The following is a 26529-nucleotide window of genomic DNA, read 5'->3' as shown; positions in this document are numbered from 1 at the left end:
CACGGCCGAGCGCAGGCTCTCCGCCGCGTTCCCCAACGCCAGATACGCGTTCCGCACGTCGAGCTCCACCTGCTGGCGCACCTGGGCCTCCGTCACCTGCGCCGCCTGCAGCTGCGCGCGCGCCGCGTCGATCTTCGCCTGCGTCAGCCCGCCGTCCAGGATCGCCAGCGTCAACGCCACGGTCCCGGCGAAGTTGACGATATCCTTGTTGGTCGGGTCACTCGTCAGCACCTGGGGACCGGCGCTCACGGTGATGTTCGGCCTGAGGCCCGCGGCCGCCAGGTCGATCGCCGCCTGCGCCGCCCGCTCGCTCGCCAGCGCCTGCGCGATCTCCGGCCGGTTCTGCAGCGCCTGCTGAATCAACGCGGCCACGTCCTGCGGGACCTCCGGCAGCGCCGGCGTGGCCACCCGCTCGAACGTGGTCGCCAGCGGCAGCACCAACGCCGCCGCGAAGCTCTGGTAGGCCTGCGACACCCCCGTGCGCGCCGCCGTCAGCGACTGCTGCGATTGCGCCAGCTGCACCTGCGCCTGCAGCAGGTTGAACTGCGGCGACGTCCCCACCTGCACCTGCGCCTGCGTCACCCGCACGTTCTCCTGCGAGGCATCCACCGCCCGCTGCGCCGCATCCACGTTCGCCTGCGACGCCACCACCAGATAGTACGCCTGCCGCACCGTGAAGACCACCTGCTCCGCCGTCGCGGCGAACTGGGCCTGGGACGCCAGCAGGTTCGCCTGCGCGATCGCGATCTGGTCCTCCAGCGCGTTGCCCGTGTACAGCGGATACTTGAGGGCCAGCCCGAACACCCATGACGCCGGGGGACCCGGCTGCTGCCCCGCCGTCGTGAACGGCTGGTTCAGGATCCCTGCCCCGGGTATCGAGATCGTGCCCGCCAGTGGGGTGCCGCTGCTGGACACCGAGTTTTGCGTGAAGCTCGCGTTGAGGCCCAGCGTCACCGCCTTTTGCGCCTCGGCCTGCCGCAGCGTCGCCCGCTGGATCGTCACCGCCAGCGCCGCCTGCCGCACCTGGTAGCTGTTCTGCAGCGCCGTCGTCACCGCATCCGCCAGCGACAATGACCGCGGCGGCGTCACCGGCACCGCCGGCACCGGCGGGATCACCAGCGGGGGCGGCGGCGCCGCCGGCGCGACGGGGGCCGGCGGAGGGCTCGACGGGGGCTGCTGCGCCCCCGCCGGAGCCAGCTCCGGCCCGACCACCAGGATGAGCGCGACAATGAGCGCAAGCCATCGGTTATTCATCCATCGACCTCCTCGACCGACTCTTCGACACGACGCTCCCATCCATAGGACGTCGTGTCCCACCCTCCCTCCTTTTGTCCCTCATTCCTCAGGGACCGGTCGGGACGGCTGGGGCGTGTGCCTCCGGCCGCGGCTCCCGGCGGCCTCCGCGATCCAGGCCCATGTCCCACGAATGGTTCCGGCCCACGCGCCAACGCGCGCGTGAGCGAGGTCGTCGAACAGCGAGTACATCACCGGGATCGCCACCAGCGTGAGGAGGAGCGACAGCACCTGCCCGCCGATGATCACCGAACTCATCGCCTGGTTGGTGGCGGCCCCCACCCCGCGCGAGATCGCGAGCGGGATCATCCCGGCCACAAACGCGATCGTCGTCATCAAGATCGGGCGCAACCGGTCCCGGCTTGCCGCCACGATCGCCGCATTGCGATCGAGGCCGAGCGCCCTCAGGTGATTCGCGCGGTCGATCTGGAGGATCGCGTTCTTCTTCACCACGCCAAAGAGCACCAGGATCCCGAGCTGGGACAAGATGTTGAGCGATCCGTGTAAGAAGAGAATCGACAGCAACGCAAACGGCACGGTCAGCGGCAGCGAGAGCAGGATCGTCACCGGATGGATCCACGACTCAAACTGCGCGGCCAGGACCAGGTACATGAAGACGAACGACAGCATGAACGACTGCATGAACGCGGCCGCCTGCCGGCCCTGCTCGATGGCCTGGCCGGTGAACGTCATGTCGTACTGCGGTCCCAGGCCGAGCGCGCGCACCTTGCGGTCCAGTTCTTGTAGAACTGCCTGCTGCGAGGCCGACGGAAGGAGGTTCGCGGTCAACTCGACCTGGCGCCGGCGGTTGTAGTGGCTGATCTCGCTCGGGCCGGTGCCGTGGCTCGCGGCCACGACCTGCTCCAAAGCCACGACGCCACCCTGGCCCGGCGAAAGGACCGGGAGCTGGGCCAGGACGTCCTCCGCCGACCGGTGCTGCTTATCGGCGCGGATGACGATCTTGTACTGCTGGCCGGCCTCCGTGTACTTGGCGGTCTTGACCTCAACGCCCTGGACGAGCATGTACAGCGCGTTGGCGGCGTCGACGGCATTCACGCCCAAATCGGCCGCCCGGCTGCGGTCCACCCGCATCCCGAGCTGCGGCGCGCCGCTCACCAGCGACGAACGAGCGTCCACGACTCCGGGGATGGAGCGGAGAATCTGCATGCCCTGATCGCCGACTTTGGTTAGGACGCCCAAATCCGGTCCGCTCACGACGTAGTCGACAGGCTGGAACCCGCCGCTGCCGCCGAACTCCGAGACGGCCCCCACCTGCGTCTGCAGGCCCAGGTACGCGTACCGGGACAGGATCGTGTTTCGGACCTTCACCTGCATCGCCTGCTGGCTGATGGACCGCTTGTCCAGCTCGACCATCTTCCCGAAGATCGTGAAGCGGTTGGGCGTATGCTGCGGGTCGTCGCCGACGGTGACGATCGTGTAATCCATGCCCGGCAGCTGACGGATCTCCGCCGCCAGGTGGGTGCCGAACCGGTTGGTGGCATCCAGCGTCCATCCCTCCGGAGCGCGCACGACGACCTCGAACTGCGACTCGTCATCCTCCGGAAGGAAGTTCTTGTTCACCGCAGCGCCCAAGGGCGCGATGCTGACCAGCACCACGAGCGTCAGCAGGACTACGACCCACCTCCGCCGCAGCGAGCGCTCGAGCAGCCAGCGGTATCCGTGGTCCATCGCGTTGTAGAACCTGCCCCGGTGCTGTTCCTCGTCGGGCCCCCGGTCCTCCGGCGGCTGGGGTCCGGCACCCAACGGATCTCCGCCGGGAGCGGCCGGCTTACGGACTGCGCCGCGGAGCCAGCGGGAGGAGAGCGACGGGGTGAGCGTAAAGCTCACCAGGAGCGAGACTGCGATCGCAAAGGCCATTGTCCAGCCGAAGCTCCGCATGAACTGGCCGACGATCCCGCTCATGAACGCCAGCGGCAGGAACACCGCGATCAGGCTGATGGTCGTCGCCGTCACCGCCGGGCCGATTTCGCGCGTGCCTTCGATCGCCGCCTGAACGGGCGGCATTCCCTTCTCCTTCAGGAGCCGATAGATATTCTCCAGCACCACGATGGCATCGTCGATCACGATGCCCACAACGAGCGCGAGGGCGAGGAGTGTGATGGTGTTCAGCGTGAGGCCCAGCGCGGCGATCAGTGCAAACGTGGCGATGATCGACGTGGGGATGGCGAGGGCCGCGATGATCGTGGAGCGCCAGTTCCAGAGGAAGACGAGCACCACCAGCGCGGCGAGCATGGAGCCGACGAGCAGGTGCTCTTGCACCGCGCCCGTGGAGGCTTCCACGAACACAGACTGGTCGCGCACGATCCGGAGATTATACCCTGACGGCAGCAGCGGCTCGATCGTCCGCAGGCGCTTCTTGAGATCGCGGACGACGTTCAGGGTGTTCGTGCCGGACTGCTTCTGGATCTGCAGCAGCACGGCCGGCGTCCCGTTCACGTTCGCGGAGGTGACGGCCTCGGCCGCGCCGTCCTCGACCCGGGCCACGTCCCCAATGGTGATCGGCTGGCCGTTGCGCGTCGTTAGGCCCACGCGGGTGATCTCTTGGGGTGACGTCACCCGGCTGAGCGCCCGGAGCGTGACCTGAGTGTTCCCTTGATCGACGTGCCCGGCGGGCAGCTGGACGTTCTGGTTCTGCACCGCCTGGAGGACCGCCGACACCGGTAAATTGTAGGAGGACAACCGATCCGGGTCGACCCAGATGTTGACCTGCCGGGGCTGGTCGCCGACGAGCTTCACCTGGCCCACGCCCGGCGCGCCTTCCAGCTGCGGCTTCAGTACCTTGTCCGCGTATTCCGAGATGTCCCGGACCGGACGATTTGCCGACAGCGCCAGCGTCATCACCGGGAACGCGCCCGGATCGATCTTAGAGACCGTTGGCGGATCGATCGCGGACGGGAGATCGGGAATGCCGTTGATCTTGTTCTGGACTTCCTGCGCGGCGACATCGATGTTCTTTTCCAGGATAAACTGCACCACCACGACCGAGATGCCCTCGGCAGAGGTCGACGTGAGGTGGTCGATCCCGCTGATCGCGTTGACCGCGTCCTCGATCTTGTTGGTGACGTCGCTCTCGATCTCTTCAGGAGAGGCGCCTGGATCGCTCACCGTGACCACGATGATGGGAATGTCCACGTTCGGCCAACGCTCGATGTTCAAGCGCGCGTACGAGAATGCCCCGAGGAAGACCATCGCCAGGATGATCACCGAGGCAAGAACGGGTCGGCGAACCGACAGACCAGCGAGCCACTGCATGTGGGATCCTCCTTGGCGTTAGAGCGGGCGAAGTGAGACCGGCTGATTGTCTGTGAGGCCGTCCTGGCCCTGCACGACGACTTTGTCACCGGTAGAGAGGCCGGAGGTGATTTCGACCATCCCGTCGGTGTGCGTCCCGAGGGTAACGGCGTGCCGGACGGCCAGGCCATCGCGCACGACAAACACGACGGACCCTGAGGTCGCCGTCATGACCGCCGCCTCCGGTATTTGCAAAACTCCGTGGCGCACGTCCACGATGATGGCGCCCCGGGCGAACATCCCGGGCCGGAGGATCCCCGCCGGGTTGGGGACCAGCATCCGCACGCCAAACGTCCGGCTCGCCGCGTCCGCGGCCGGCCGGATTTCCTGCGCACGCCCCCGAAACGTCTGACCCGGGAGGCCGTCAATCGCCAAGAGCGCCTCTTGACCCAGCCGGAGCTCGGAGCGGTGCTGCGCGGGGACGATGAGCTCCACATAGACATCGTCCATTTGGCTGAGCATGAACAGCGCGTTGCCGGAAGAGGACGAGACGGTCTCGCCCGGCTCGACGCTGCGGTGCGTGATCGTCCCCGCGAACGGCGCGTAAATCGTCGAGTCGCGGAGCTGCACCTGCACGAGGGCCAGTGCGGCCTCGGCCTGTCCCAGCTGGGCGCGCGCCGCCTGAATATCCTCGTCGCGCGAGCCGATTTGCACGAGGGCCTCGTTTTGCACGGCGGAATCGTAGGCGCCCCGGGCCTGGGCCACCTGCGCCGCCGTCACCTGCTCCTGGGTTTGGGCGGTGTCGACATCCTGCTTGGACACCGCGCCCTGCGCCAGCAGCGACCGCTCCCGCGCGAGGTTGGCGTTCGCCAGCTGCCACGACGCCTGGGCCGAGGTGAGCGTCGCGCGCGCCTGGGTCACGGCGTTGGCGGCCTGCTGCCGTTCCTGAGGCCGGGCTCCGGTCATCACTTTCTGCAGCTGAGCCCGGGCCGCCGCCGCGCTGGCCTGGGCCTGGGCCTCCTGCGCCAGCACGTCGCTCGTGTCCAACCGCAAGAGCGGTGAACCGGCGGCGACGCGCACGCCCTCCTCGACCACCACCGCGGCCACCCGGCCGGAGATCTTGGAGCCAATCTTCGCATCGCGAATGCTGGTCACCGACCCGGACGCCAGCACCTGGCTCACCACGTCGCCCCGGCGCGCCTCCGCAACCGAAACGGACGCCGGAGCCTGGCTCACGGCCGCCCTCGTCTGTGCGGCGGACGGCGTGGTCCGGTTTCGACCACGAACCGCCATCACTCCGCCGACCACTGCCACAAGCACCAACCCTACAGCGATGACACGTAACCGCATTCGAAACTCCCCCTTAAGCTCACTCCGCTTTGCACAGTTCGAACACGAGAGAACGAGTTCGGGTGATCTCCCGCCGCTACGCGGTCTGCCACGCCCTCAGCAGGTCGGCCGATGCCTTGGCCCAGAGTTCCCGCGCGTGGTCTCGATCGGTGATGGGAAATTGCCCTGCCATCATGAGCGCGATAAATCCGTGGGCCAAGCTCCACAGCGTGAGCGTCTTTCCCTCGAGACTCTCCGGGGTGCATTGGGCGGGCGGCAGCATGGACTGTAAGACCTCCTGGAACAGCCCGGCCACCTGCTTCCCCTCATGGTCCGGATTGCTGTGGTCACAGAACCCCACCCCGCCGAGCCCGGAGATCACCTGATACATCTCCGGATGCTTCCAGACGAAGTTCCAGAACGCGTCGCCCATGGCTTGGTACTGCTCCGCCGGCACCGTGTGCGCGTCGCGTGCGCCTCTCAAGTCGCTCAGCAGCAGTTGAAAAGCCTCGTGCAGCTCCCCCTCGATGATCGCTTCCTTGCTGTCGAAATATTCGTAGATCGTGGGAGGGCTGTACTCGATCTTCTCGGCGACCCGCCGGATGGTCACCGCCTGCCATCCCTCCTGGGCCGCGATCTCGCGGGCGGCCGCGAGGATGTCGTGCCGCATCTCCACGCGTTCTCGATCCCGTCGTTCCCTGACGCCCATGGTGGTGTCCCCCTAAAATCCCGGCCTACGTGAATATAACCTAACATTGTTCAGTTTACTTGTCAATAGATAATTTAACGATGTTAGGGATCTTATCGGATAAACGGAAATTCCTGGAGCGGTCGAGGCGGGCTAGTGTGGGTTAGGCGGGGGAGGGCTTTGCCACCACTTCAATCTTGATCTCGGTCGCGACCGCGACCGTCTGGTACAGAGGTCAGCGGTCCCGCCACACATCGACGAGCTGGCGGGCATCTGGCTCCCCGACCCCGTGGATTTCGAAGCGCATCTGGATGCTTTGGAACCGGGCCGGTTTGGCGGCGCGGACACCCGAGATGGTGACCTCCATCCGCGTGACCGGCACCCCGGCGTGCCTCGCGTACTTCTCGATCAAGGTCACCCCGCACGAGGAGATGCCGGCGAGAAACGCTTCACTGTTGGTCAATGCCTCGCTGGGGCCGGAGGAGGAGTCCAGGACGAAGTGGTGTGTCCGAGCGTGGTTCAGCGCGCGCCCCGGCACGCCGATCGAGTAGGTACGCACCGTGTCGACATCGCGGGCGTCAGTCACGAAACCCCTCCTAGGAAACCAAGACACGCGTGAGCGGCGCGCGCAATGGCTTCGATGTCCGGGCGCGCCAATTCCTGCCGCACGAAGGAGCGGGGCGACACGTTCGCCAAAGGCCTCTCGAAGCGACGATCTCGCCCATCGATGTGCCGAGTGGAGGCGTCGAGATGCTTCTAGAGCACCGCGGGAAGCGACCCGTGATCCACGAAACCGCCTATATCGCCCCTACCGCCGTGGTCTGCGGCGATGTCACGATCGGGGAGCACAGCCAGGTGTTGTTCGGGGCGATCCTCGTCGCCGAAGGGGGACCCGTCACGATCGGGTCCTACTGCATCATCATGGAGAACGCGGTGGTCCGAGGCACGCCGCGGCATCCGGCCAGGCTCGGCAACCATATCCTCGTCGGACCGCACGCCCATCTCTCCGGATGTATCGCCGACGACAACGTATTCCTGGCCACGGGCAGCACGGTCTTCAACGGTGCGCGGATCGGCTCCCGTGCCGAGGTCAGGATCAACGGCGTCGTGCATGTCGGAGCCAATCTCCTCCCCAACGCCATCGTCCCCATCGGCTGGATCGCGATCGGAGATCCCGCCCAGATCGTTCCCCCACAGGAGCACGACCGCATCGGGTTCGCCGAGGGCGCGGCGACCTACCCGTTGACCGTCTTCGGCCTCGGGCGGGCGCCCACCCCACGCGAATCGATCATGCCCGAACTCACCCGCCGGTACGCCCGGGCGCTCAGCCAACACAAACAGGATCAGGTCGTCGAGGTCGGGTGATCACCTGCGGCCCAGCGGCTAGGCGCGATCCGGACGATCCCTTGGGCCTCGTCGATGCCGTCGAACACCAGCAGCGAGATATAATGGTCCACGAGCTTCTCTCGCGGCTGTGTCGTCTCGATCAGCACGCCGATGCCCACGATCTCGGCCTGGAACTCGCGCATGAGATCGTACACCCCTCGAGCGGTCCCGCCGCCCCGCAGGAAGTCGTCGATAAAGAGAGCCCGCGCCCCCGGCGGGACGGCGCGAAGGGGCAGCGTCATCGACTGCATCACCCGCGAGGATCCCGAGACGTAGTTGACACCCACTGATGGACCCTCCGTCCCCATCCCGCCACGGCGGGCGGTGACGAGCGGCACGTTGAAGGCGCGCGCGGTCATGAGCGCGAGCGGGATCCCTTGGACCTCCATGGATAGGACGACGTCGGGACGGCGGTCCGCAAAGAACGTGGCAAACACGTCGCCCAACCGCGATACGAGGCTGGGGAGCGAGAGCAGGTCCGCGGTATAGAGGAACCCTCCGGGAAGAATGCGCGCCGGCTCGCGCAACCGGCGGGCCAGGTCCTCCGCGAGGGCCCGCGTGTGTGCCGACGTGCTGGTGGGGGAGTAGCGGACGCCCCCGCTCGCCCCCGCCAGCGTCTCGATCCGCCCGATCGCGAACCGGTCGAACGCCTGCCTCAGCGAGGCGACGTCCTCGCTGATCGAGGATTTGGCCACGCCCAGCATCTCTGTGAAGGTCCCCAAGGGGAATACGGTGTGGGGCTCCTGCAGCAGCCGGTGGGCGATCGCCACCATGCGGTCCCCACGCCGCAACCGTCTCACGAATCCGCCACGCTGTCCGTCGGCAGCGGGGCAGCCGCCCCGAGGCGCTCGGCCAGTCGGGCACCAACCGCGGCCAGCATCTCCGGCGTGTCGACGTCGAGGGCGATGTCGGGCGTCCGGCAGATGAGAGCCCGGGCCCGAACCCCGGTCAGGAGAGACGCGCGCCGCTCGAGCTCGGCGATCTCGAGCGTACCGGTCAGCAACCCGAGAAGCGTTCGGAGGCCGAACATCCGGGCCAGTTCCCATGGGCGCTTGCGCGCGCGAACGGCGCGGTCGATCGCCGCGCGAGCGTGCGCAAACGCGCGGGGATCGAGCAGGATGAGGCTCCCTCCGGTGAACGTCCCCTCGCGCAACCGGACAAAGGTCTTCCGCGCTCCCGGGAGCTCGTGGCGGATATCCTCCCGGCGGACGACTCCATACACGAGCTCAGCGCCGAGCGCGGAGGCGGCTTTCACGAAGGCGTCAACGGTCCCGGAAGCCAGCAGGGGAATATCGGCCGCCACCGCGAGCACCGGGGTCCCCCCGCCTACCCCGGCAAGTCCCGCGGCGACGTTATCGAGCAGCCCGCCTCGCTCGCCAATCGTGAGGTCGGCATGCGCGGCGACGCTCCCGGGAAGCGGATCCGGACCGACCAGGGCGATCCGGCGGATCGAGGTGGCCGCGCGGAGGGCCTGCAGCACAAATTCGACCATGGGGCGCCCGCAGAGCGCGAGGAACGCCTTGTTGGGGACGCCCTGGGGGAGCGCGGGATCGGGCCGTCCTCCCGCCAGCACCAGCGCGTCGGGCATCCCGAGGGTCCCCGGCGGGTCTACCGTTCCTCGGCGAACGTCCGGGTCACAAATACCTCCACATCGGCCATCGTTTCCACCGCGGCGGCGATGGCTCTGGCCGCGGCCTCGTTGGCGACCATGGCGAAGACCGCGGGGCCGCTCCCGGAGAGCGAGACGCCTAGCGGCTGGTGCGACGCCATCTGCGCCCGGACCGTTCCAACGACGGGGTGATGGGCGACCACGACGTCTTCAAAGACGTTGCACAGCAACTGTCCCACGGAACGCGGGTCCTCGCTCTCCAGCGCGCGGAGCACGCCCGACGTGTTTGGCCGTTTGCGTATCGCCCCATGGTCGATCGCCTTGTACGCCCACTCGCTCGTGATCGGGATCGTCGGCCGGGCGATGACCACCCAGGTCGTCGGCAGCGGCCGGAGCATTCGCACGCGCTCCCCTCGTCCCATCGCCAGCGCCGCCCCGCCGACCAGGAAAAACGGAACGTCTGAACCGATCTTGCTTCCGAGTTCCATCAGTTGCCGGTCGTTCACGCGGAGCTTCCACATCTGCGCGAGGCCGAGGAGCGTGACCGCCGCGTCGCTCGACCCGCCGCCGAGTCCCGCAGCGACCGGGATGCGCTTCGTGAGTTCGATCTCGATGCCCCGCGGGATCTGGAAGGTCTCCTTGAGGATGTGCGCGGTTCGGTGCACGATGTTCTGGGTCTCGGCCGGGACGTCAGAGCCAATGCACCGCAGCGTGATGCCCTCTCCGTCTTCTCTCAAAATGATCGTGTCGTGCAGTTCCACGGTATGGAGAACGGTCTCGATGTCGTGGTAGCCGTCCGGACGGTCGCCCAGCACATCGAGCGTGAGGTTGATCTTGGCGTAGGCGTTGAGGCGCAGCTGCTTCAAAGCCATACTCCCCCTCTCAAACCGCCTCTCGAAAATACAACCCGCGGGGCCGGCCGTTCGCGGCCTCGCGGGGTCCATCGCGCGCGGAGCACAGGTCGCATGCCTATTGGCTGCATCGCAGTCTTCCCTTCGCGGTGCCGCCCCTGCCATCCTCCACCCCACGCGGGGCATTCGTTCCCCGCTCCGCAGCCCCGCCGCCCGGGCCGGTTGGCTTGACACCGCCCTGGGAATACCGAGTATGATGGGGCCGCCTATGACCTCAGATCCCGCGACACCGCCGCCGCCCGAGACGGACGTCCCCGCGGAGCCCGGCGCACGTCGCAGACCGTTGTGGGCGTGCATCGCGCGCTGGTCGGCCTTCGGTCTCGGGGGCATCTTCACACTCCTGGTCCTCGCCGCCGTCGCGATGGTCGCCGTCCTCGGCTGGTCCTTTACATTGAAGCAGCGCACCAATGTCCTCATCATGGGGCTGGACCGCACCGTCAGCGACCAGAACCCCAACATCGTGTACCCTGTCTCAAGAACCGACACGTTGATCGCGACGTCATTCGACCCGGCGGGCCGCCGTGTGTACCTGCTCAGCGTGCCCCGAGATACCCGCGCGAGCATCCCAGGACACGGCACGACCAAGATCAACGCCGCCCACGCGTGGGGCGGGGGGCCGCTTGCCATCCGGACCACGGAAAATTTCCTCGGCGTCCGCTTTCCGTATTACATCGAAATCACGGAGCGCGGGCTCGTCCGGCTGATCGACGCCGTCGGCGGCGTGAACGTCCACATCGAGAAGGATCTCAACTACGACGACAACTGGGACGGCCTGCACATTCACCTCAAGAAGGGCTACCGCCGGCTGGGGGGCAAGGCGGCCGTAGAGTTCGCCCGGTTCCGGCACGACCCCCTTGGCGACATCGGCCGGATCACACGCCAGCAAGAGGTCATGAACGCGCTCCTGGACGAACTCCGCCGGCCCCGGATCGTCCTCCGCGTAAGCCGCATCCTGCGCGTGTTCCAGGAGGACATCCAGACCAACCTGAGCCAACAGCAGCTGATCACCCTCGCGCTGTTCGGGATCCGCCTCCCGCCGGGAGGGCTCGTCAGGGAAACGCTGCCGGGCCGGTTCGGGAGCGAAGACTGGTTGCCGGATGTCCTCCGCGACCGTGACGTGGTCGCCCGGATGTTTTACGGCGTCGACGCGGAGACGCTCGCCCGCACCACGGTCGAGATCGTGAGAGACTCGGGCGGCCGGGACGCCGCCGTCGACGCCGAGGCACGCTTGACCGCTCTGGGGATGCGGATCCTCCGAGTCCGAACCGCGGCCGGTGCGGACTCGACCACCGTGGTCGTCCACCGGGGGGATCCCCGCGTCGCGGAGATCGTGGCCTCGCTACTGGGCGCGGCTCCCGTGTTGGACGGGACCACGAGGGACGGCCCAGACCTAACCATTCAGCTCGGTCACGCCACGGTGGGAGGCCCCGCGATCGCGCTTCCCCGGTAACCGCAGGCGCGCGGCCGAGAGTGGTTCGACCAGCGCCTGCGTCAGCCGCCCGAACGCCTCGAGATCGAGCGTCTCGGCGCGCACGCGGGGATCGATGCCCGCCGCCCTGCAGGCGTGCTCGACGACCTCTTTTGGCAGATCCAGTCCCCTTGCCAAGGCGTTGTGGAGGGTCTTGCGGCGTTGGCCGAACCCCGCGGCCACGACCCGAAAGAAAGTCGATTCATCGGCTACGTCTACGGCGGGCTCCCTCCGCGGCCGCAGTTCCACGAGCGCTGAATCCACCGCCGGCGGCGGGAGAAATGCTCCCGGGGGGATGCGCGCGATGATTCGAGGGACGGCTCGGTATTGGACCGCGATCGACAAGATCCCGTATTCGCGACCGCCCGGGCGGGCGGCCAGGCGGTCGGCGACTTCGCGCTGGACCGTGACGATGAGGCTCGTGAGGCCGAGCGGCTGCCGGAGCAGCCGGGTGAGGACCGCGGAGGCGATGTTGTAGGGCAGGTTGGCGACGACTTTCCTCGGCGCACTTGCGGGGCCCCCGAAGAGCGCCTCCGGCGCCATGGTCAGCATGTCGCCCGGGAGGATTCGCACATTTGGCCGCGTGCCGGCGGTCGCCTCAAGCGCCGGCAAGAGCCCCCGGTCGACCTCGACCGCGGTGACCCACCCCGCCCGTTCGGCGAGCCCGAGGGTCAACGTCCCGATCCCGGCCCCCACCTCGAGCACGCTGTCGGAGGACGTCAGGAATGCAGCGGCAATCGTCCGCTCGAGGACCTGCGGGCTGACGAGGAAGTGCTGCCCCCATCGCTTTGAGGGTCGGATCCCAAATTCTCGCAGGATCGCGCGCGTTCCCCCGGGGGTGGCCAATCGTCGTGCCGAGATCGGTGCCGCGCGTTCTCCCGCAGGGATCGCCTCCGGCGCCTGGATGAACCGTTAGGGTGCCTTGAGGATGTACACCTTGATGGTTCGGCGGCCGAACCGCATCGCCTCTTCGTAGGTGTCGAAGCACAGATCGATCCGGCTACCTCGGATCGCGCCGCCGGTGTCCCCGGCCGTGGCCTCTCCATACCCCTCCACGTAGACACGGCTCCCGAGCCTGATGACGGAGGGATCCACGGCCACAACGCCGTGCTTGGCGATCAGGCCGATCGCCGTCTTGGGACCGACCCCGCCTCCGAAGTTGTTGGGGCCCGGATAGTACGCGGTGGCCTCAAGATACATCATCTCTTTCCCCGCATACGGTCCCTGCGTGGAGATGAGGGGTTTCGTCCCGAGGGCGACGATTTGGGTGACGGGCTCCCTGACCACGCTCTCGGCGAGGGCCTGCACCGACACCGGGCGCCCGTCTGCGTACTCGACCCGGACGGTGCGATCCCGGGCGCCCGGGCGGCCGGCCATGCGGACGACCCGCTGCCCCTTGAGCACGGTCGGGTCGGACACGGCCTCCACCGGAAACGGAATCGGGGTGTGCTCGATCCATGTCCGCGTCTCGCGTCGTACGACCGTGATCTGCATGCCGGAGGTCACGGCGGCGGATAGGTCGGGGTAAGCCCGGTCTTGCGGCCGGAGCTCGATGTTCATCAAGGACAGCGCTTCGGCCACGGTGAGTGCTGGCAGCCGGGCCTGCCGGCTGCTCCCTTCGACCACGACCGAGAACGGGACCGACCGCACGACCGTGATCTGTATGCCCGTCCACACCTTCGCGTTGAGCGCCGGCGTGACCCGGTCACCCGGCCCCACGGGGATCTTGCTTTCCCGAAGTACCTCCGCCACGGTCGGCTGGATGGAGGTGTACGAACGGGCCAGACCATCAACGGAGACATAGACGGTATGGCCGATCACAAGACGCCACAACCCGGGGGCCGAGAATATAGGAGCAAGTAACCCCGACACGAGGAATCCAAGCATGACGTAGGTCAGATGGATCGGCTGGGACCGGCGGGGATCCCTGAGGATCTGGATATCGCCGGTGGCCGACCGATAGGCCGCTGATGCCACGTCGCTCCTCCCTCCCGCGCGCCTGCGCGTCGCCCCGTCCGCAGCGGGGCCTGCCGCACTGTTCTAGCCGGTTCTAGGAAGTAGGGATCGATGAGACCTGGCCGACTCCCGTGGGACGACGAAGGCTGCAGCGGCGAGGAGCGGACTCTGTCGGTATAGACTCTATTCTACCCGAACACTCGCTGGTATAGACAAAATTCAATGATCCTCGTCTTCGACGCCTGGGCCGGATCCCCTTCTCGCCAAGAGGATGTCCGCTTGAGGAGATTGACCCGGGATCGAACGATCCTGGTGCAATATCTATGGAGATTCGTCCGTAGCGCGGTCCTTTGCACGTTCGACCAGTTCCACGAGAACGCCGTGCGTCGCGCTCGGATGGATGAACGCGACCCGGGTGTCGTGCGCGCCAATCCTCGGGGTTTCGTCGATGAGGCGCACTCCGGCGGATCGCGCCCGGGCTAAGGCCTGTTCGATGTCCGGCACCTCGAATGCCAGGTGGTGAATCCCTTCTCCCCGGGTCGCTAGAAAGCGGGCCAAAGGGCCTGTGCCGGTCAACGGCTCCATGAGTTCGATCCGGATGTCCTCGACCGGCACGAACGCCATCCGGATGTTCTCCTGGGGGAACATCTCTCGTGCGGCCCCGGAAAGCCCAAGGCGCTGGTAAAGCGCGGCGGCGGCATCGACCCGGTGCACCAGGACGCCGATGTGCGACAGCCGGGCGCTCATCGGATGCCGGCCCGGCCGAGCAATTCATCGGCCGCCGTGTACGGGTCCAGCCCTCCTTCAGCAACCAGCGTGGCGAGGGCATCGACACGATCCCCGCCCACCCGGGCCAGCAGGCGATCTTCGACGAACCCGAGGATCTCCTGACGGCGGCGAATCTTCCTCCGGTTGATGAGCAATCCGCGCTCCACGAGGTAGTGTCGGTGCTCATCGACCGCCCTGAGAATCTCGGCGATCCCCCGGCCCTCAGTCGCGACAGCCAGGAGGACCGGAGGTCGCCAGCCGGAGTGGTCCGGTGCGAGCCCAAGCATCGCTTTGATCTCCATCGCCGTGCGGTCGGCGTCACCTCGATCGGCTTTATTCACGACAAAGATATCCCCGATCTCCATAATTCCCGCCTTGAGGGTTTGAACGCTGTCCCCCAGGGTGGGCACGGTGACCAAGACCACCGTATCGGCGGCGCCGGCGATCTCGACCTCGCCTTGGCCCGCGCCCACTGTTTCGATGAAGATGAGGTCGCACCCGAACGCATCGAGCACGGCTACCGCTCCCGCGGTCGCGGGGGCGAGCCCCCCCAGCCGGCCGCGGGTGGCCATGCTCCGCACGAACACGCCCGGATCGGCGCTGTGATCCTGCATCCGGATCCGGTCGCCCAGGATCGCGCCCCCCGTGAACGGGCTCGTCGGATCTATGGCAACGACACCCACGCGGCGCTTCCCCGGCCGGATCTCCCGCACCAAGGCGTTCACGAGTGTGCTCTTCCCGGCGCCCGGGGGCCCGGTCACGCCGACCACGCTCGCGCGGCCGGTGTGCGGATAGAGCGCCCGGAGTTCCGGAACCGCTTCCTCCATGTGGTTCTCGACCAACGTGATCAGGCGTGCCACCGCCTGCGAGGACCCTCGGAGCACAGCCTCGGCGAGCGCCACCCGCTATACCACCACCGGCGGCCGGTAGCCCCCCCACCGGCTCCGCAGGGCGTCGCCTATCTCCCCAATCGTCGCGTAGGCCCGCACACAGTCCAAGATCCTCGGCAGGAGGTTCTCGCCCCCGCCGGCCGCCTCTGCCAGGGCGGTGAGGGCCCCTTGCACCCGCACCGCGTCGCGCTCCGCCCGCACCCGTGCGAGTCGCGCCTTCTGCCGTTCCAGGACCGTCGGATCCATTTTAAGAATCGTGTGGGGGCGTTCGTCGAGCTGCTGAAACTGGTTGACGCCGACGATCACCCGGCGCCCCGCTTCGACCTCGCGTTGCTCGCGGTACGCCGCTTCGCCGATCTCCCGCTGCACGTACCCGGTCTCGATCGCCTGGAGCATGCCCCCGATCTCCTCGATCCGATCGAGGTAGGCCTGGGCCCGCCGCTCGATCTCGTTGGTGATGGCCTCGACATAATACGAGCCGGCCAGGGGATCTACCGTGTTGGTGACTCCGCTCTCGTGCGCGATGATCTGCTGCGTGCGCAGCGCCAGTAGCGCCGCCTCGTCCGTCGGCAACGCCAGCGCCTCGTCCAAGGCGTTGGTGTGAAGCGACTGGGTCCCCCCCAGCACGGCAGCCAGCGCCTGCACCGTGACCCGGACCACGTTGTTGTTGGGCTGTTGGGCGGTCAAGGCGACTCCCGCGGTCTGCGTGTGGAATCGCAGCATCTGGGACCGGGGGTCCTGGGCGCCGAACCGCTGCCGCATGATCCCCGCATACAGTCGCCGGGCCGCCCGGTACTTGGCGACCTCTTCGAAGAAGTCCATCTGCGCATCGAAGAAGAACGCCAGCTGCGGGGCGAACCGATCGACGTCGAGGCCGCGCTGCCGGATCCCCTCGATGTACGCGATCGCGTTGCCGAGCGTGAACGCGACCTCCTGCACGGCGGTCGCGCCGGCCTCCCGGATGTGGTACCCGCTGATGCTGATCGGATTCCACCGGGGGAGCCGTTCGGCGGCAAACGTGCAGGTGTCGGTGACCAGCCGGAGCGACGGGCCGGGCGGGTAGATGTACGTGCCCCGTGCGATGTACTCTTTGAGGATGTCGTTCTGCGTGGTCCCGTCCAACCGGTCGAGCGGAACGCCCTGCCGCTCGCCGACCGCGACGTACATGCAGAGGAGGATGGCGGCGGTGGCGTTGATCGTCATGGACGTGCTGACGCGGTCGAGAGGGATCCCGGCGAACAGGACCTCCATGTCCGCCAGGGAATCGATCGCCACCCCTACCTTGCCCACCTCGGCCTGGGCCAGCGGATGATCGCTGTCGAACCCCATCTGCGTGGGAAGGTCGAACGCGACGGACAGGCCGGTCTGCCCCTGCGCCAGCAGATACCGGTAGCGTTGGTTGGACTCCTCGGCGCCGGCGTAGCCTCCGTATTGCCGCATCGTCCAGTAGCGTCCCCGGTACATGGTGGGGTACACGCCGCGGGTGAACGGGTAGGCTCCCGGGTATCCGATCGCGCGTTCTTCGCCCCCGTCGCTCGCGAGCGACGAATAGACCCGTCGAACCGGGATGCCGGATGCGGTGTGGAACTCGTCGCGTCGCTCCGGGCTCCGCTCCACCGCGGGGCGGAGCACCTCGGCTTCCCAGCGCGCCTCGACCGCGCGCGAGAGACGGCGTCCTTTACTCTTCGGCTTCCGCGCGCTTCGGTTCTTGCGTCTCAACGGCTCATCCCAACGTCACCAGCAGCTGACCCGCGGCCAGTTCCTGTCCAGGGCCGACGTGGATCCGCTTGATGGTGCCGGCGTGGGGCGCCCGAATCTCCATCTGCATCTTCATCGCTTCCATTATAGCGATCGCCTGTCCCATCTCCACCCGCTCCCCCTCACCCACCGGCACGGCGACGACCACGCCGGGCATCGGAGACCGCACCGCTTCGTTCCTGGGAGCCGCATCTCGCCCGGCGCTCCTCCCCGCGCGTGGGGTGCGGGCGATCTCCGCGCGGTAACTCGTCCCATCGAGGACGAGTGTCCACGGGCCCGAGCGGTCCTGGACCGTCACGTCGTGACACGTTCCGTCGACGATGAGCGTGTAGGAGAAAGGCACCAACTCGGTCAGCTCGACCCGGCGGGCCGCCCCGCCGACCGTCACCACGAGCACGCCGCCGGCGCGGTCCACCCCGACTTCGAGCTCCTCGTCCCCAATAACGCGCACCCAGTACCGCGTCACGATGTCCCTTCCCGTCTCGCCGCCTGCGTCCATCCCGTGGGGGCCTGGGGGGGCAATACCGGGACCCGCTGGTCTTCGCGAAAGGCGAGCACCGCCGCGGCCAGCGCGGCCAGGTGGAGCTCGGGTCCCTGGCGCCCTGCCCACTCGGTGTCGACGAATCGGGTGTCATACGCGCCCGAGCGGAACGCCGGGTGGGCCATTGCCCACCGATGGAACGGGATCGTGGTAGGGACCCCGGTCACCACCACCTCGCGGAGCGCGGCCGACATCCTCGCGATCGCTTCGTCGCGGGTGGATCCCACGGCGATGAGCTTCGCCAACATGGGATCATAATACCGCGTGATCTCCATGCCGGGCGCGAGTGCGGCATCGATCCGGATTCCAGGGCCGCCCGGAAGCAGGACCTCGCCAACCCGCCCGGTCCAGGGCAGGAACTCGTGCTCAACATCTTCGGCGGAGATCCGGCACTCGATCGCGTGTCCGCGCGGCCGCACGTCCTCCTGGCGGACCGCGAGCGCGCCTCCCGACGCCACCTCCAGCTGACACGCGACGAGATCGATGCCAGTGATCATCTCGGTGACGGGGTGCTCCACTTGGAGGCGGGCGTTGATCTCGAGGAAGAAAAACGCCTCGTCCGACACGAGGAACTCTATCGTGCCGGCGTTGTGGTACCCGACCGCGCGGGCGGCCGCGATCGCCGCGCTTCGCATCGCCCCCGAGAGCGCGGGAGGCAGGCCGGGGGCGGGCGCCTCCTCGATCACTTTCTGATGGCGCCGCTGAATGGAACAGTCCCGCTCGCCGAGATGCACCACCGATCCCGATCCGTCCGCCACGATCTGCACCTCGACATGCCGGGGCCGTGCCAGCCGGCGCTCCAGGTACACGCGATCGTCTCCAAACGCGGCTCGGGCTTCGCCGCGCGCCAACCGAAGCGCTCCCGGAAGATCACCGGGCCGCTCCACCAGGTGGATGCCCTTGCCCCCGCCGCCCGCGGCGGCTTTGATGAAGATCGGGAACCCGAGACGCGGGGCCGCGGCGAGCGCCCCCTCATCATCGAGGGGGTCCGTGCCGCTCAGCACCGGCACCCCGGCGCCGGCGGCGCGGCGGCGGGTCGCCGCCTTGTCCCCGCACAACGCCAGCGCCGCGGCGGGAGGGCCGACGAACACGAGCCCGCTCTGGTCGCACGCCTCCGCGAACGCGGGGTTCTCAGACAGGAAGCCGTACCCGGGATGGACCCCCTCCGCCCCGGTGCGGCGGGCGGCGTCGACGATCGATGCGATGTTCAAGTAGGAGTCGGCCGGATCCGCCCCGCCGACCCGGACGGCCTCATCCGCCGCGCGGACGTGCAGCGCTCCCTGGTCGGCGTCGCTGTAGATGGCGACTACGCTCGCGCCCAGGGCGCGGCAGGTCCGCATGACGCGGAGCGCGATCTCACCGCGGTTTGCGACGAGGACCTTCCGGAGACGCCGCGCCGTCGGGGGCATGGCCGCGGGCGCTTTACAGCGGGATGTTCCCGTGCTTCTTGGGCGGGTTGCGGTCGCGTTTGCCCCGCAGCATCCTGAGCGCCGAGATGAGCCGGGGGCGGGTCTCACGAGGCTCGATGATGTCGTCCAGATATCCCCGGCCCGCGGCGATGTAGGGATTGGCGAACTGCTGCCGGTACTCCGCCACGAGTCGCGCCCGTGTCGCCTCACGATCCCCGGCATCGGCCAGTTCCCGCCGGAAGATGATGTCGATCGCCCCCTCCGGACCCATGACCGCGATCTCGGCCGTGGGCCAGGCGAGGTTCAGGTCCCCGCGGATGTGCTTGCTCGACATCACGTCGTAGGCGCCGCCATACGCTTTCCGCGTGATGACGGCCAGCTTCGGCACGGTGGCCTCGCAGTAGGCATAGAGCAGCTTGGCGCCGTGCTTGATGATCCCGCCGTGCTCCTGCGCGGTTCCCGGCATGAACCCGGGGACGTCCACGAAGGTCACGAGCGGGATGTTGAAGGCATCGCAAAACCGTACGAACCGGGCGCCCTTCACCGCGCTGTTGATGTCGAGGCTCCCGGCCAGGACCATCGGCTGCTGAGCGACGATGCCGACGGATTGGCCGTCGAGGCGGGCGAACCCGACGAGCAGGTTCTGAGCGAAGAGGTGGTGCACCTCGAGAAACTCGCGGTCGTCGACGATCCGGGTAATGACCTCGTGCATGTCGTAGGGCCGATGGGGATCCTGGGGCACCACGGCGTCGAGCTGGGGGTCCATCCGGTGCGGATCGTCCGTGCACATCGTGCGCGGGGGGTCATCCTGATTGTTCTGCGGAAGGTACGTCAACAGCCGGCGGATCAACTGGAGCGCGTCGGGGTCGCTCTCGGCGATGAAATGCGCCACCCCGCTGGTGCCGGCATGGACGTCCGCCCCGCCCAGGTCCTCGAACGTCACGTCCTCGTGGGTCACGGCTTTGACCACCTGGGGCCCGGTGACGAACATGTAGCTGGTCCCTCGGACCATCACCGTGAAATCTGTGATCGCGGGGGAGTACACCGCGCCGCCCGCGCAGGGTCCGAGGATCGCCGAGATTTGGGGGATGACGCCGCTGGCGAGCGTGTTTCGCAGGAAGATCTCGGCGTATCCCCCGAGGCTGGCGACCCCCTCCTGGATCCGGGCGCCGCCCGAGTCATTCATCCCGATCACCGGCGCGCCGTTCCGCACCGCGAGGTCCATGATCTTGCAGATCTTCTGGGCGTGGCCTTCGCCGAGCGACCCGCCGAGCACCGTGAAATCCTGCGAGAAGACGTAGACCAACCGCGAGTCGATCGCCCCGTACCCCGTCACCACGCCGTCGGCCGGGGCCTCCACCCGGTCCATGCCGAATGCGGACGCCCGATGGGTCACCCATCGGTCCAGCTCGACAAAGGTGTTGGGATCGAGCAGTGCGACCAGACGCTCGCGTGCCGTGAGCTTTCCGGCGTCGTGCTGGCGGGCGACGCGGTCCGGTCCCCCGCCCTCTTCGAGGCGGGCCCGGCGGGAGGTCAGATCGCTCGGCCGGTCGCTCGCCGGATCAGGCACGAGCCCCGACGGGCCGGATCGAAATGATCGCGTGCTTGTAGACCAACTCGGTCCCCCCGTCAACCTCGACGAGGAGCGTGTAGGTGCCGATCTCGCGCAGGACCGCGCGCGGCACTTCATACCCGTCCCGGCATCGAATGTGCACGGGCGTTCGTCCTTCGATCAGAGGCTGAAAGAACTCCTCCTCGACGGCCTGGCGCCCGGGACGCATCGAAGCCACCCCCACCCGTGAGCCCTCGTGGTGTCCCGCCATCGCGGCGCCTCCTTTTTGCTCAGGACGGATTTCCTGGAGGTCTCCAAGGATGTCACCCGGGTTCACGTCGGCGTGGCTCACTCCGTCGATCGCCGATGGGTTGGACGCCGACAGCGGCGGGTCGGACGGGGCAACGGGCGCAAGCACGGGCGATGGTGAGATCGAGGAGTCACGCGGATGCGCGCGCGCGAAGTGCCGCATCGCCTCAAGATGCGCGCGGCGGTCCTCCTCCATCCCGACTTCGGGTGCGTCGAATGCGACACGCAGCAGCCACTTCATCACGGCATCGAGCGCCGCCGCCACCGGTGCGTCAGATGTTCCCTCGCGCTGAAACGCGGCGCCCACGAACGCCTCCGGACCGCGGGGGCCTCCGGCCGTGATCCCCACGAGCACGAGCGGCCGATCCATACAGGTGGTCAGGGAGACCTGCTGGACGGTGATGCGCCGGTGGGGAGGATCGACGACCGCCCGAGCGGCGTCCACGGCGGCGGCGGCCAGCGTGCGCATGCGGTGCTGAGCCCCGGCGGGTCCCCGCGCCTGACCGGTTCCGGTCCGCTGCTCGCCGGCTCGCTCCCACACCACTTGCACCTTGACTTGGGCCTCGGTCGCAGAAATCGTTTCTTCAACGCGCAGCATTTTCAAGTTTGGGAGCTCGGCGGGGGTGAACCGCTTGAGTTGGGCCACCTGCACCCGCCACGACTCGAGGGGGATCCCATACTGGGTCATCAACGCCGCGACGACGGCGCGCCGGGCAATCCGGCCTTCGGTCCGATCATCCGCGGTAACGTAAATCTGGTCGATCTCGCCAGACGGAGACGTAAGCAGCCTGGCGGACGCAACACCGTCCACGGTCCCGAGAAACCGTTCGATCTCTTCCGCCAGAACCTCTTTCACCATCGGCAGGGGTATTCTGCCCACGTGAAGGGCGCCCCTCCATCAAAACGAACGATCGGGTCGATCGTTCACACCGCCGGATCACATCGATGGATACCCAATCTTAGAACGACGCGGGCGCAGCCGAACGCCGCAGCGGCGCGCCGATCAGGACCCCTTCGCCCCCAAGCGCCTCGACCCGCCGTCCATCGATGAGAATCTGTGCGGCCGGGGCTTCGGGAAACTGCGTGGCCGTGTAGACCACCTGCCAGACCCGCGCGAGCATGCTCGTGCTCCCGCCTCCCGTGGCGTAAGTGTTGGAGAGGTTTACGGTCACGATGCCTCCGCTCACGCGCACGCCGAGGAGTGCGGTCCCGGCCGGGATCTCGGTGACCAGGCCCGGTTCATCCCCAGGCATGGACGGTCCCGGTCCGGCGAGGAGATCGCCAAGCGCGCCCGCCAGGCGGGTGTCCACCGGTCCGCGGGGGGCCGGACGGTGAACCGCCGTGAGCGATCCCTTGTGGTGCGCGGTGTCGAACCGGACGAAATACACCTCCACATCACGCGCCCTCTCGCGCGCGGCCCACCACACTATTCCCGCCGCCACGAGGACCACTACCACGAGCGCGAACATCCACCGGGACCGCCGCCGTGCTCGCATCGCCCGAGGTCGCCCCCTCACGCGTCTTCCAGCAGTTTCACGAAGGCGGGCTCATCCAACACGGTCACCCCGAGCTTTCGCGCGCGGTCGAGTTTGCTCCCCGGTACGTCCCCCACCACGAGGTAGGTGGTGCGTGCGCTCAGGCTGTCGGAGACGGTCCCGCCGAGGGTGGTCACGCGCTCCGCGGCGTCCCGTCTCGAAAAGCGCCCGAGGGCACCCGTGAACACGAACGTCTTCCCCTGGAGGCGCCCTGCCGGGGGGGCCGGCGCCGCCTCCGCGTGAACTCCCGCCGCGCGAAGCTTTTGCAAGAGCGTCTTCGTCGCCGGTTGCGCAAAGAACTCCACTACGCTCTGGGCGATCGTCGGGCCGATCCCGGGGATGTCCCGCACCTCCTCGAACGCGGCGCCGGCGAGCCGGTCGAGATCGGGCATGTATTGCGCGAGCACGTCGGCGACGTGCAGGCCGACATGCCGGATACCGAAGCTATAGATCAATCGGGCGAGAGAAGGATGGCGGCTCCGGTCGATCGCGGCGATGACGTTGTCGGCCGACTTGTCAGCCATGCGCTCCAGGGTCAAGACCTGGGCCTTGGTCAGGGTGAAGAGGTCCGCGGGGTCGCGGATCAGATCGCGATCCAGCATCTGTTGGAGCAGCTTCGGTCCGACCCCGTCGATGTTCAGCGCGTCGCGGGACCCGAAGTGGATCAGGCGTTCCAGCACCTGGGCTGGACAGATGGCGCCGCCGGTGCACCGCCACACCGCTTCGCCGGGCCGCCGCTCCACCGGCGACCCGCACACGGGGCACTTCGTCGGCATCTCGAACCGGCGCTCCGCCCCGGTCCGCTTCTCCGGCAACACCCGCACGACCTCGGGGATCACTTCACCGGCGCGCTGGACGATCACGTGGTCCCCGATCCGCACGTCCTTGCGGCGCATCTCGTCCTCGTTGTGAAGCGTGGCCCGCCGCACGATCACCCCGGAGACCCGGACCGGCTCGAGCGCGACGACCGGCGTGAGGGCGCCGGTCCGCCCCACGTTGACGGTGATGTCGAGCACCCGCGTCTCGGCCTGTTCGGCCGGGAACTTGTACGCGATCGCCCACCGCGGCGCCTGGCTGGTCGCGCCGAGCTCCGCCTGCTGATCGAGCGAGTCCACCTTCACCACCACACCATCGGTGCCGTACGGAAGGGTCGCCCGGCGCGCCGACCAGTCGGCGATGTACGCGAAGACATCGTCCAGTGCCCGGCAGCGGCGCGCCTGCGGATTCACCGGCAGGCCGGCGTCGCGGGCCCACTCGAGGCTCTCCCAGTGGGTCGCAAAACGCCGCCCCCGCACTACGCCCAACTGGTAGACGAACAGGTCCAGCGGCCGGCGCGCGGTCATCGCCGGATCGAGCTGGCGAAGCGAGCCGGCCGCCGCGTTTCTGGCGTTGGCAAAGGGAGCCAGCTCGGCCTGGATCCGTTCCTCATTGATGGCTTCCAACGCCTGGATGGGCAGGTACACTTCGCCGCGGACTTCCACGAACTCCGGCGGATCAGCCTCGCGCCGCAGGCGCAGAGGCAACGACCGCACGGTCCGGAGGTTGGGGGTGATGTCTTCTCCCCGCACGCCGTCTCCCCGCGTCGCCCCCTGGGTGAACATGCCGTGCTCGTAGACCAGCGAGATGGCCGCCCCATCGAACTTCAACTCGCACACCAACTCCACGGTCTGGCTGCCCAGCCCCCCCACCACGCGCTTGTACCACGCCCGGAGATCATCGTCGTCGAACGCGTTCGCGAGGCTGAGCATCCGTTGAGGATGGGCGACCGGCCGAAACCCTTCGGCGGGGGGAGCGCCGACGCGCTGCGTCGGGGAGTCGGGCGTCACGAGCTCAGGATGCGCCGCCTCGAGCGTCCGCAGCTCCTCCATCAGCGCATCGAAGGCCTCATCCGAGATCTCCGGCGCGTCGAGCACATGGTAGAGATGGAGATGATGGCGGATCACGTCGCGGAGCTCCTCGATGCGCGCGGCGACCTCCTCGGACGCCTGCCGTCGCGTGGAAGAGCGCGCGCCTTCGGCGTTCATGGGGTGACCGTTGGGAGCATCATGATGGGATCGACGAGCACACGGATCCTCCGGGCACGCACTTCGGTCTGGCCTTGGGCATTCTTCAGTGTAGCATCAGCGATAGTGGCGGGCCAACTCCGAGGCGTACGTCCGGCCGAGGTCCGGGGCGTGCTCATCGAGCCAGTCGGCGAAGCGGGTCCGGCCCACGGGGGCGCTGCGGGTCACCAGCAAATTCGACATCAGTGCGGCGATCTCGTGGTGGGTCAGGACGACGTCGCGGACCACGACTCCGGCGAGGACGAGCAGGCCCCAGACAATCGGCGCAGGGAGATGGACGATCCTGGCGTGGCTCCGCACCCGATCGGCGATGAGACGCACGAAGCCGTCGAAGGTAAACGTCTCGGGCCCCACGACGTCCATCGCGACGCTTTCGCTTCGCCCGGCCACGTGAACGGCGACCTCGGCCAGATCGTCGACATGGACGCACTGCAGTCGGTAGCCGCCGTCGCCCATGAGCGCAAAGACCGGTGCGCGTCTCAGGAACCAGGCGATGTTGTTCACGAGGATATCTCCGGAGCCGAAGATCAACGCCGGCTTCAAGATGGCGTACGAGAGGGTGGACTCCTTAATCGCCTGTTCCACGGCCCCTTTTCCCCGGTAGTACGGGAGGCGGGAGTCCGCCGAAGCGTTCGCGACGCTGAGGTGTACGATGCGGGGAACACCCGCCGCCACACAGGCCTGGATGAGCATCTTCGTGTTTGCAACGGCCTGGTCAAACGTCGTCCGGCCGTGCGCAAACCGGACCCAGTACGTGTTGTAGAGGACGGCCGCGCCTTGCAGGCTCCGCACCAGCGCGGCGAGGTTGTCGAAGCGGTACGGAACGACGCTGACCCGGTCGCCGAACGGGTTCGGGCGGTTGGGATTCCGGACGAGCGTCCGGACCCGAATGCCTGCATCGAGCAGCCGGCGGGTAATGGCGTGCCCGGTAAAGCCAAACGCACCGGTGACGACATGTACGTCTCCAGTATCCACGGGGGCGTGGTTCTACGCCTCCCTGGTAGATCCTATCTCCTCACTCCCGGGAAGGCCCCAGTTTCGTAGAGGTAGAACGCCACTGTACTGAGCAGCAAGAGAACAAGCATCGTCTGGATGATGCCGATCGCAATCTCTCGACGCAAGTCAAAGGAATCCTTGATGAGGGAATAGCCCAACAGAGCCACCAAGGCTCCAATGACCAATGCCGTGAACGGGGTGTCCCATGGGGAGGTCCGCAGATATTGAACACGAAACTCCAAAGCAAGAACGAGTGCCAAAGCGGCGGGGATACGCCAGCCAATGTCCGGCCCCAACCTCCGGACACCCTCTCGGGAGCCGCTGTGTCGTCGCCCCTCTAGGAAGGCCTGAGCCCACGTCAGCACAACCCATCCAACCGTCCAGGCGATAACCGCATTGCGGCCCCATAAGAGCCAGGTGTCATCGTGGGCGACGTACGCTCTCACAGCGGCAATCGGCATGAACGCTAACAGCAGCATGACTCCCCACTGAAATACCCGTAATGGGGGCAGTCGGTTCGTATTCATGGCCATACTGTGTTACTTAGCTACCCCGCTCGAACGCATTGTAGACTGGCTCCACAGACGGCGCGGACTTGGGCCGCCACGCATCTCCACTCGCTCAGCGAATTGTCAATGTTGTCGGGCTCGTCGGCATTGGCATGAGCGCATTCCCGACGGCCACTCGTGCGAGCGCGCTGCCCACGCATCGCCTATCAACCGCACTCCGGCCGGATACACGAGTAGGCGGCGGAAGGGTCCGATCAGTCTCATGTAAAGCGCGCCAAACCAACCGCGCGGCTTGACAAAGACCCCC

The 26529-nt window shown here is 67.6% G+C and carries 24 protein-coding genes; 2 read left to right on the top strand and 22 right to left on the bottom strand.

Features of this window, described 5'->3' with window-relative positions; translation table 11 throughout:
- The 5 genes from VFP86_03640 to VFP86_03620 all read right to left on the bottom strand — a co-directional run.
- The coding region (locus tag VFP86_03640) for a TolC family protein (protein HET8998719.1) at window positions 1-1254 on the bottom strand (1254 nt) is incomplete at its 3' end.
- A gap of 81 nt (window positions 1255-1335) precedes the next feature.
- Window positions 1336-4566, bottom strand: coding sequence for an efflux RND transporter permease subunit (locus VFP86_03635; GenBank protein HET8998718.1), 3231 nt, complete (start codon window positions 4564-4566; stop codon window positions 1336-1338).
- Between the two features lie 18 nt (window positions 4567-4584).
- On the bottom strand, window positions 4585-5895 hold the full coding sequence (locus VFP86_03630) for an efflux RND transporter periplasmic adaptor subunit (protein HET8998717.1): 1311 nt from the start codon (window positions 5893-5895) through the stop codon (window positions 4585-4587).
- A gap of 76 nt (window positions 5896-5971) precedes the next feature.
- A complete protein-coding gene (locus tag VFP86_03625) occupies window positions 5972-6583 on the bottom strand; it encodes a TetR/AcrR family transcriptional regulator (protein HET8998716.1) in 612 nt (203 codons plus the stop codon).
- A gap of 214 nt (window positions 6584-6797) precedes the next feature.
- Complete coding sequence (locus VFP86_03620) at window positions 6798-7148, bottom strand: OsmC family protein (protein HET8998715.1); 351 nt, start codon at window positions 7146-7148, stop codon at window positions 6798-6800.
- A 164-nt stretch (window positions 7149-7312) separates the two neighbouring features.
- Here VFP86_03620 and VFP86_03615 point away from each other — a divergent pair, with 164 nt between their 5' ends.
- Window positions 7313-7927, top strand: a complete 615-nt coding sequence (locus tag VFP86_03615; GenBank protein ID HET8998714.1) for a gamma carbonic anhydrase family protein — start codon at window positions 7313-7315, stop codon at window positions 7925-7927.
- Here VFP86_03615 and purR read toward each other — a convergent pair.
- The 3 genes from purR to ispE are packed head-to-tail and all read right to left on the bottom strand — an operon-like array spanning window position 7906 to window position 10429.
- A complete protein-coding gene (purR, locus tag VFP86_03610) occupies window positions 7906-8748 on the bottom strand; it encodes a pur operon repressor (GenBank protein ID HET8998713.1) in 843 nt (280 codons plus the stop codon). The genes VFP86_03615 and purR overlap by 22 nt on opposite strands.
- Window positions 8745-9536, bottom strand: coding sequence for an NTP transferase domain-containing protein (locus VFP86_03605; protein HET8998712.1), 792 nt, complete (start codon window positions 9534-9536; stop codon window positions 8745-8747). Before VFP86_03605 ends, purR begins: the two co-directional genes overlap by 4 nt.
- A gap of 20 nt (window positions 9537-9556) precedes the next feature.
- Window positions 9557-10429 (bottom strand): 4-(cytidine 5'-diphospho)-2-C-methyl-D-erythritol kinase, encoded by an 873-nt coding sequence (gene ispE / locus VFP86_03600; protein HET8998711.1) that lies wholly within the window; start codon window positions 10427-10429, stop codon window positions 9557-9559.
- Between the two features lie 247 nt (window positions 10430-10676).
- Between ispE and VFP86_03595 the strand changes: the two genes are divergently transcribed.
- The gene (locus tag VFP86_03595) at window positions 10677-11918 is read left to right on the top strand and encodes an LCP family protein (protein ID HET8998710.1); all 1242 of its coding nucleotides are present in this window, start codon (window positions 10677-10679) and stop codon (window positions 11916-11918) included.
- Here VFP86_03595 and rsmA read toward each other — a convergent pair.
- From rsmA to VFP86_03525, 14 genes are all read right to left on the bottom strand, one after another.
- Window positions 11859-12782, bottom strand: a complete 924-nt coding sequence (rsmA, locus tag VFP86_03590; protein HET8998709.1) for a 16S rRNA (adenine(1518)-N(6)/adenine(1519)-N(6))-dimethyltransferase RsmA — start codon at window positions 12780-12782, stop codon at window positions 11859-11861. The genes VFP86_03595 and rsmA overlap by 60 nt on opposite strands.
- Before the next feature lie 66 nt (window positions 12783-12848).
- Window positions 12849-13913 (bottom strand): 3D domain-containing protein, encoded by a 1065-nt coding sequence (locus VFP86_03585; protein HET8998708.1) that lies wholly within the window; start codon window positions 13911-13913, stop codon window positions 12849-12851.
- A gap of 300 nt (window positions 13914-14213) precedes the next feature.
- The gene (gene mce / locus VFP86_03580) at window positions 14214-14639 is read right to left on the bottom strand and encodes a methylmalonyl-CoA epimerase (GenBank protein ID HET8998707.1); all 426 of its coding nucleotides are present in this window, start codon (window positions 14637-14639) and stop codon (window positions 14214-14216) included.
- Window positions 14636-15562, bottom strand: a complete 927-nt coding sequence (gene meaB / locus VFP86_03575; protein HET8998706.1) for a methylmalonyl Co-A mutase-associated GTPase MeaB — start codon at window positions 15560-15562, stop codon at window positions 14636-14638. The genes mce and meaB overlap by 4 nt, the downstream gene beginning before the upstream one ends.
- Before the next feature lie 3 nt (window positions 15563-15565).
- A complete protein-coding gene (locus VFP86_03570) occupies window positions 15566-17182 on the bottom strand; it encodes a methylmalonyl-CoA mutase family protein (protein HET8998705.1) in 1617 nt (538 codons plus the stop codon).
- 91 nt (window positions 17183-17273) lie between these two features.
- The gene (locus tag VFP86_03565) at window positions 17274-17774 is read right to left on the bottom strand and encodes a biotin/lipoyl-containing protein (GenBank protein HET8998704.1); all 501 of its coding nucleotides are present in this window, start codon (window positions 17772-17774) and stop codon (window positions 17274-17276) included.
- On the bottom strand, window positions 17771-19258 hold the full coding sequence (locus VFP86_03560) for a biotin carboxylase N-terminal domain-containing protein (protein HET8998703.1): 1488 nt from the start codon (window positions 19256-19258) through the stop codon (window positions 17771-17773). The genes VFP86_03565 and VFP86_03560 overlap by 4 nt, the downstream gene beginning before the upstream one ends.
- A 13-nt stretch (window positions 19259-19271) precedes the next feature.
- Window positions 19272-20795, bottom strand: coding sequence for a carboxyl transferase domain-containing protein (locus tag VFP86_03555; protein HET8998702.1), 1524 nt, complete (start codon window positions 20793-20795; stop codon window positions 19272-19274).
- Between the two features lie 25 nt (window positions 20796-20820).
- A complete protein-coding gene (locus tag VFP86_03550; protein HET8998701.1) occupies window positions 20821-21978 on the bottom strand; it encodes a hypothetical protein in 1158 nt (385 codons plus the stop codon).
- Between the two features lie 100 nt (window positions 21979-22078).
- Window positions 22079-22615: a GerMN domain-containing protein gene (locus tag VFP86_03545; GenBank protein ID HET8998700.1), complete on the bottom strand. Its 537-nt coding sequence runs from the start codon at window positions 22613-22615 to the stop codon at window positions 22079-22081.
- Between the two features lie 17 nt (window positions 22616-22632).
- The gene (ligA, locus tag VFP86_03540) at window positions 22633-24678 is read right to left on the bottom strand and encodes an NAD-dependent DNA ligase LigA (protein ID HET8998699.1); all 2046 of its coding nucleotides are present in this window, start codon (window positions 24676-24678) and stop codon (window positions 22633-22635) included.
- Window positions 24679-24774: 96 nt separating this feature from the next.
- On the bottom strand, window positions 24775-25692 hold the full coding sequence (locus VFP86_03535; protein ID HET8998698.1) for an NAD(P)H-binding protein: 918 nt from the start codon (window positions 25690-25692) through the stop codon (window positions 24775-24777).
- 32 nt (window positions 25693-25724) lie between these two features.
- Window positions 25725-26192 (bottom strand): hypothetical protein, encoded by a 468-nt coding sequence (locus tag VFP86_03530; protein ID HET8998697.1) that lies wholly within the window; start codon window positions 26190-26192, stop codon window positions 25725-25727.
- Between the two features lie 153 nt (window positions 26193-26345).
- Window positions 26346-26529: DUF2867 domain-containing protein (locus tag VFP86_03525; protein HET8998696.1), on the bottom strand; the 184-nt coding region annotated here is incomplete at its 5' end.

Source organism: bacterium (genome assembly GCA_035703895.1).
Classification (GTDB): domain Bacteria; phylum Sysuimicrobiota; class Sysuimicrobiia; order Sysuimicrobiales; family Segetimicrobiaceae; genus Segetimicrobium.
The sequence above is the reverse complement of the archived record's forward strand: the minus strand, read 5'-3'. Positions and strand labels throughout refer to the sequence as shown.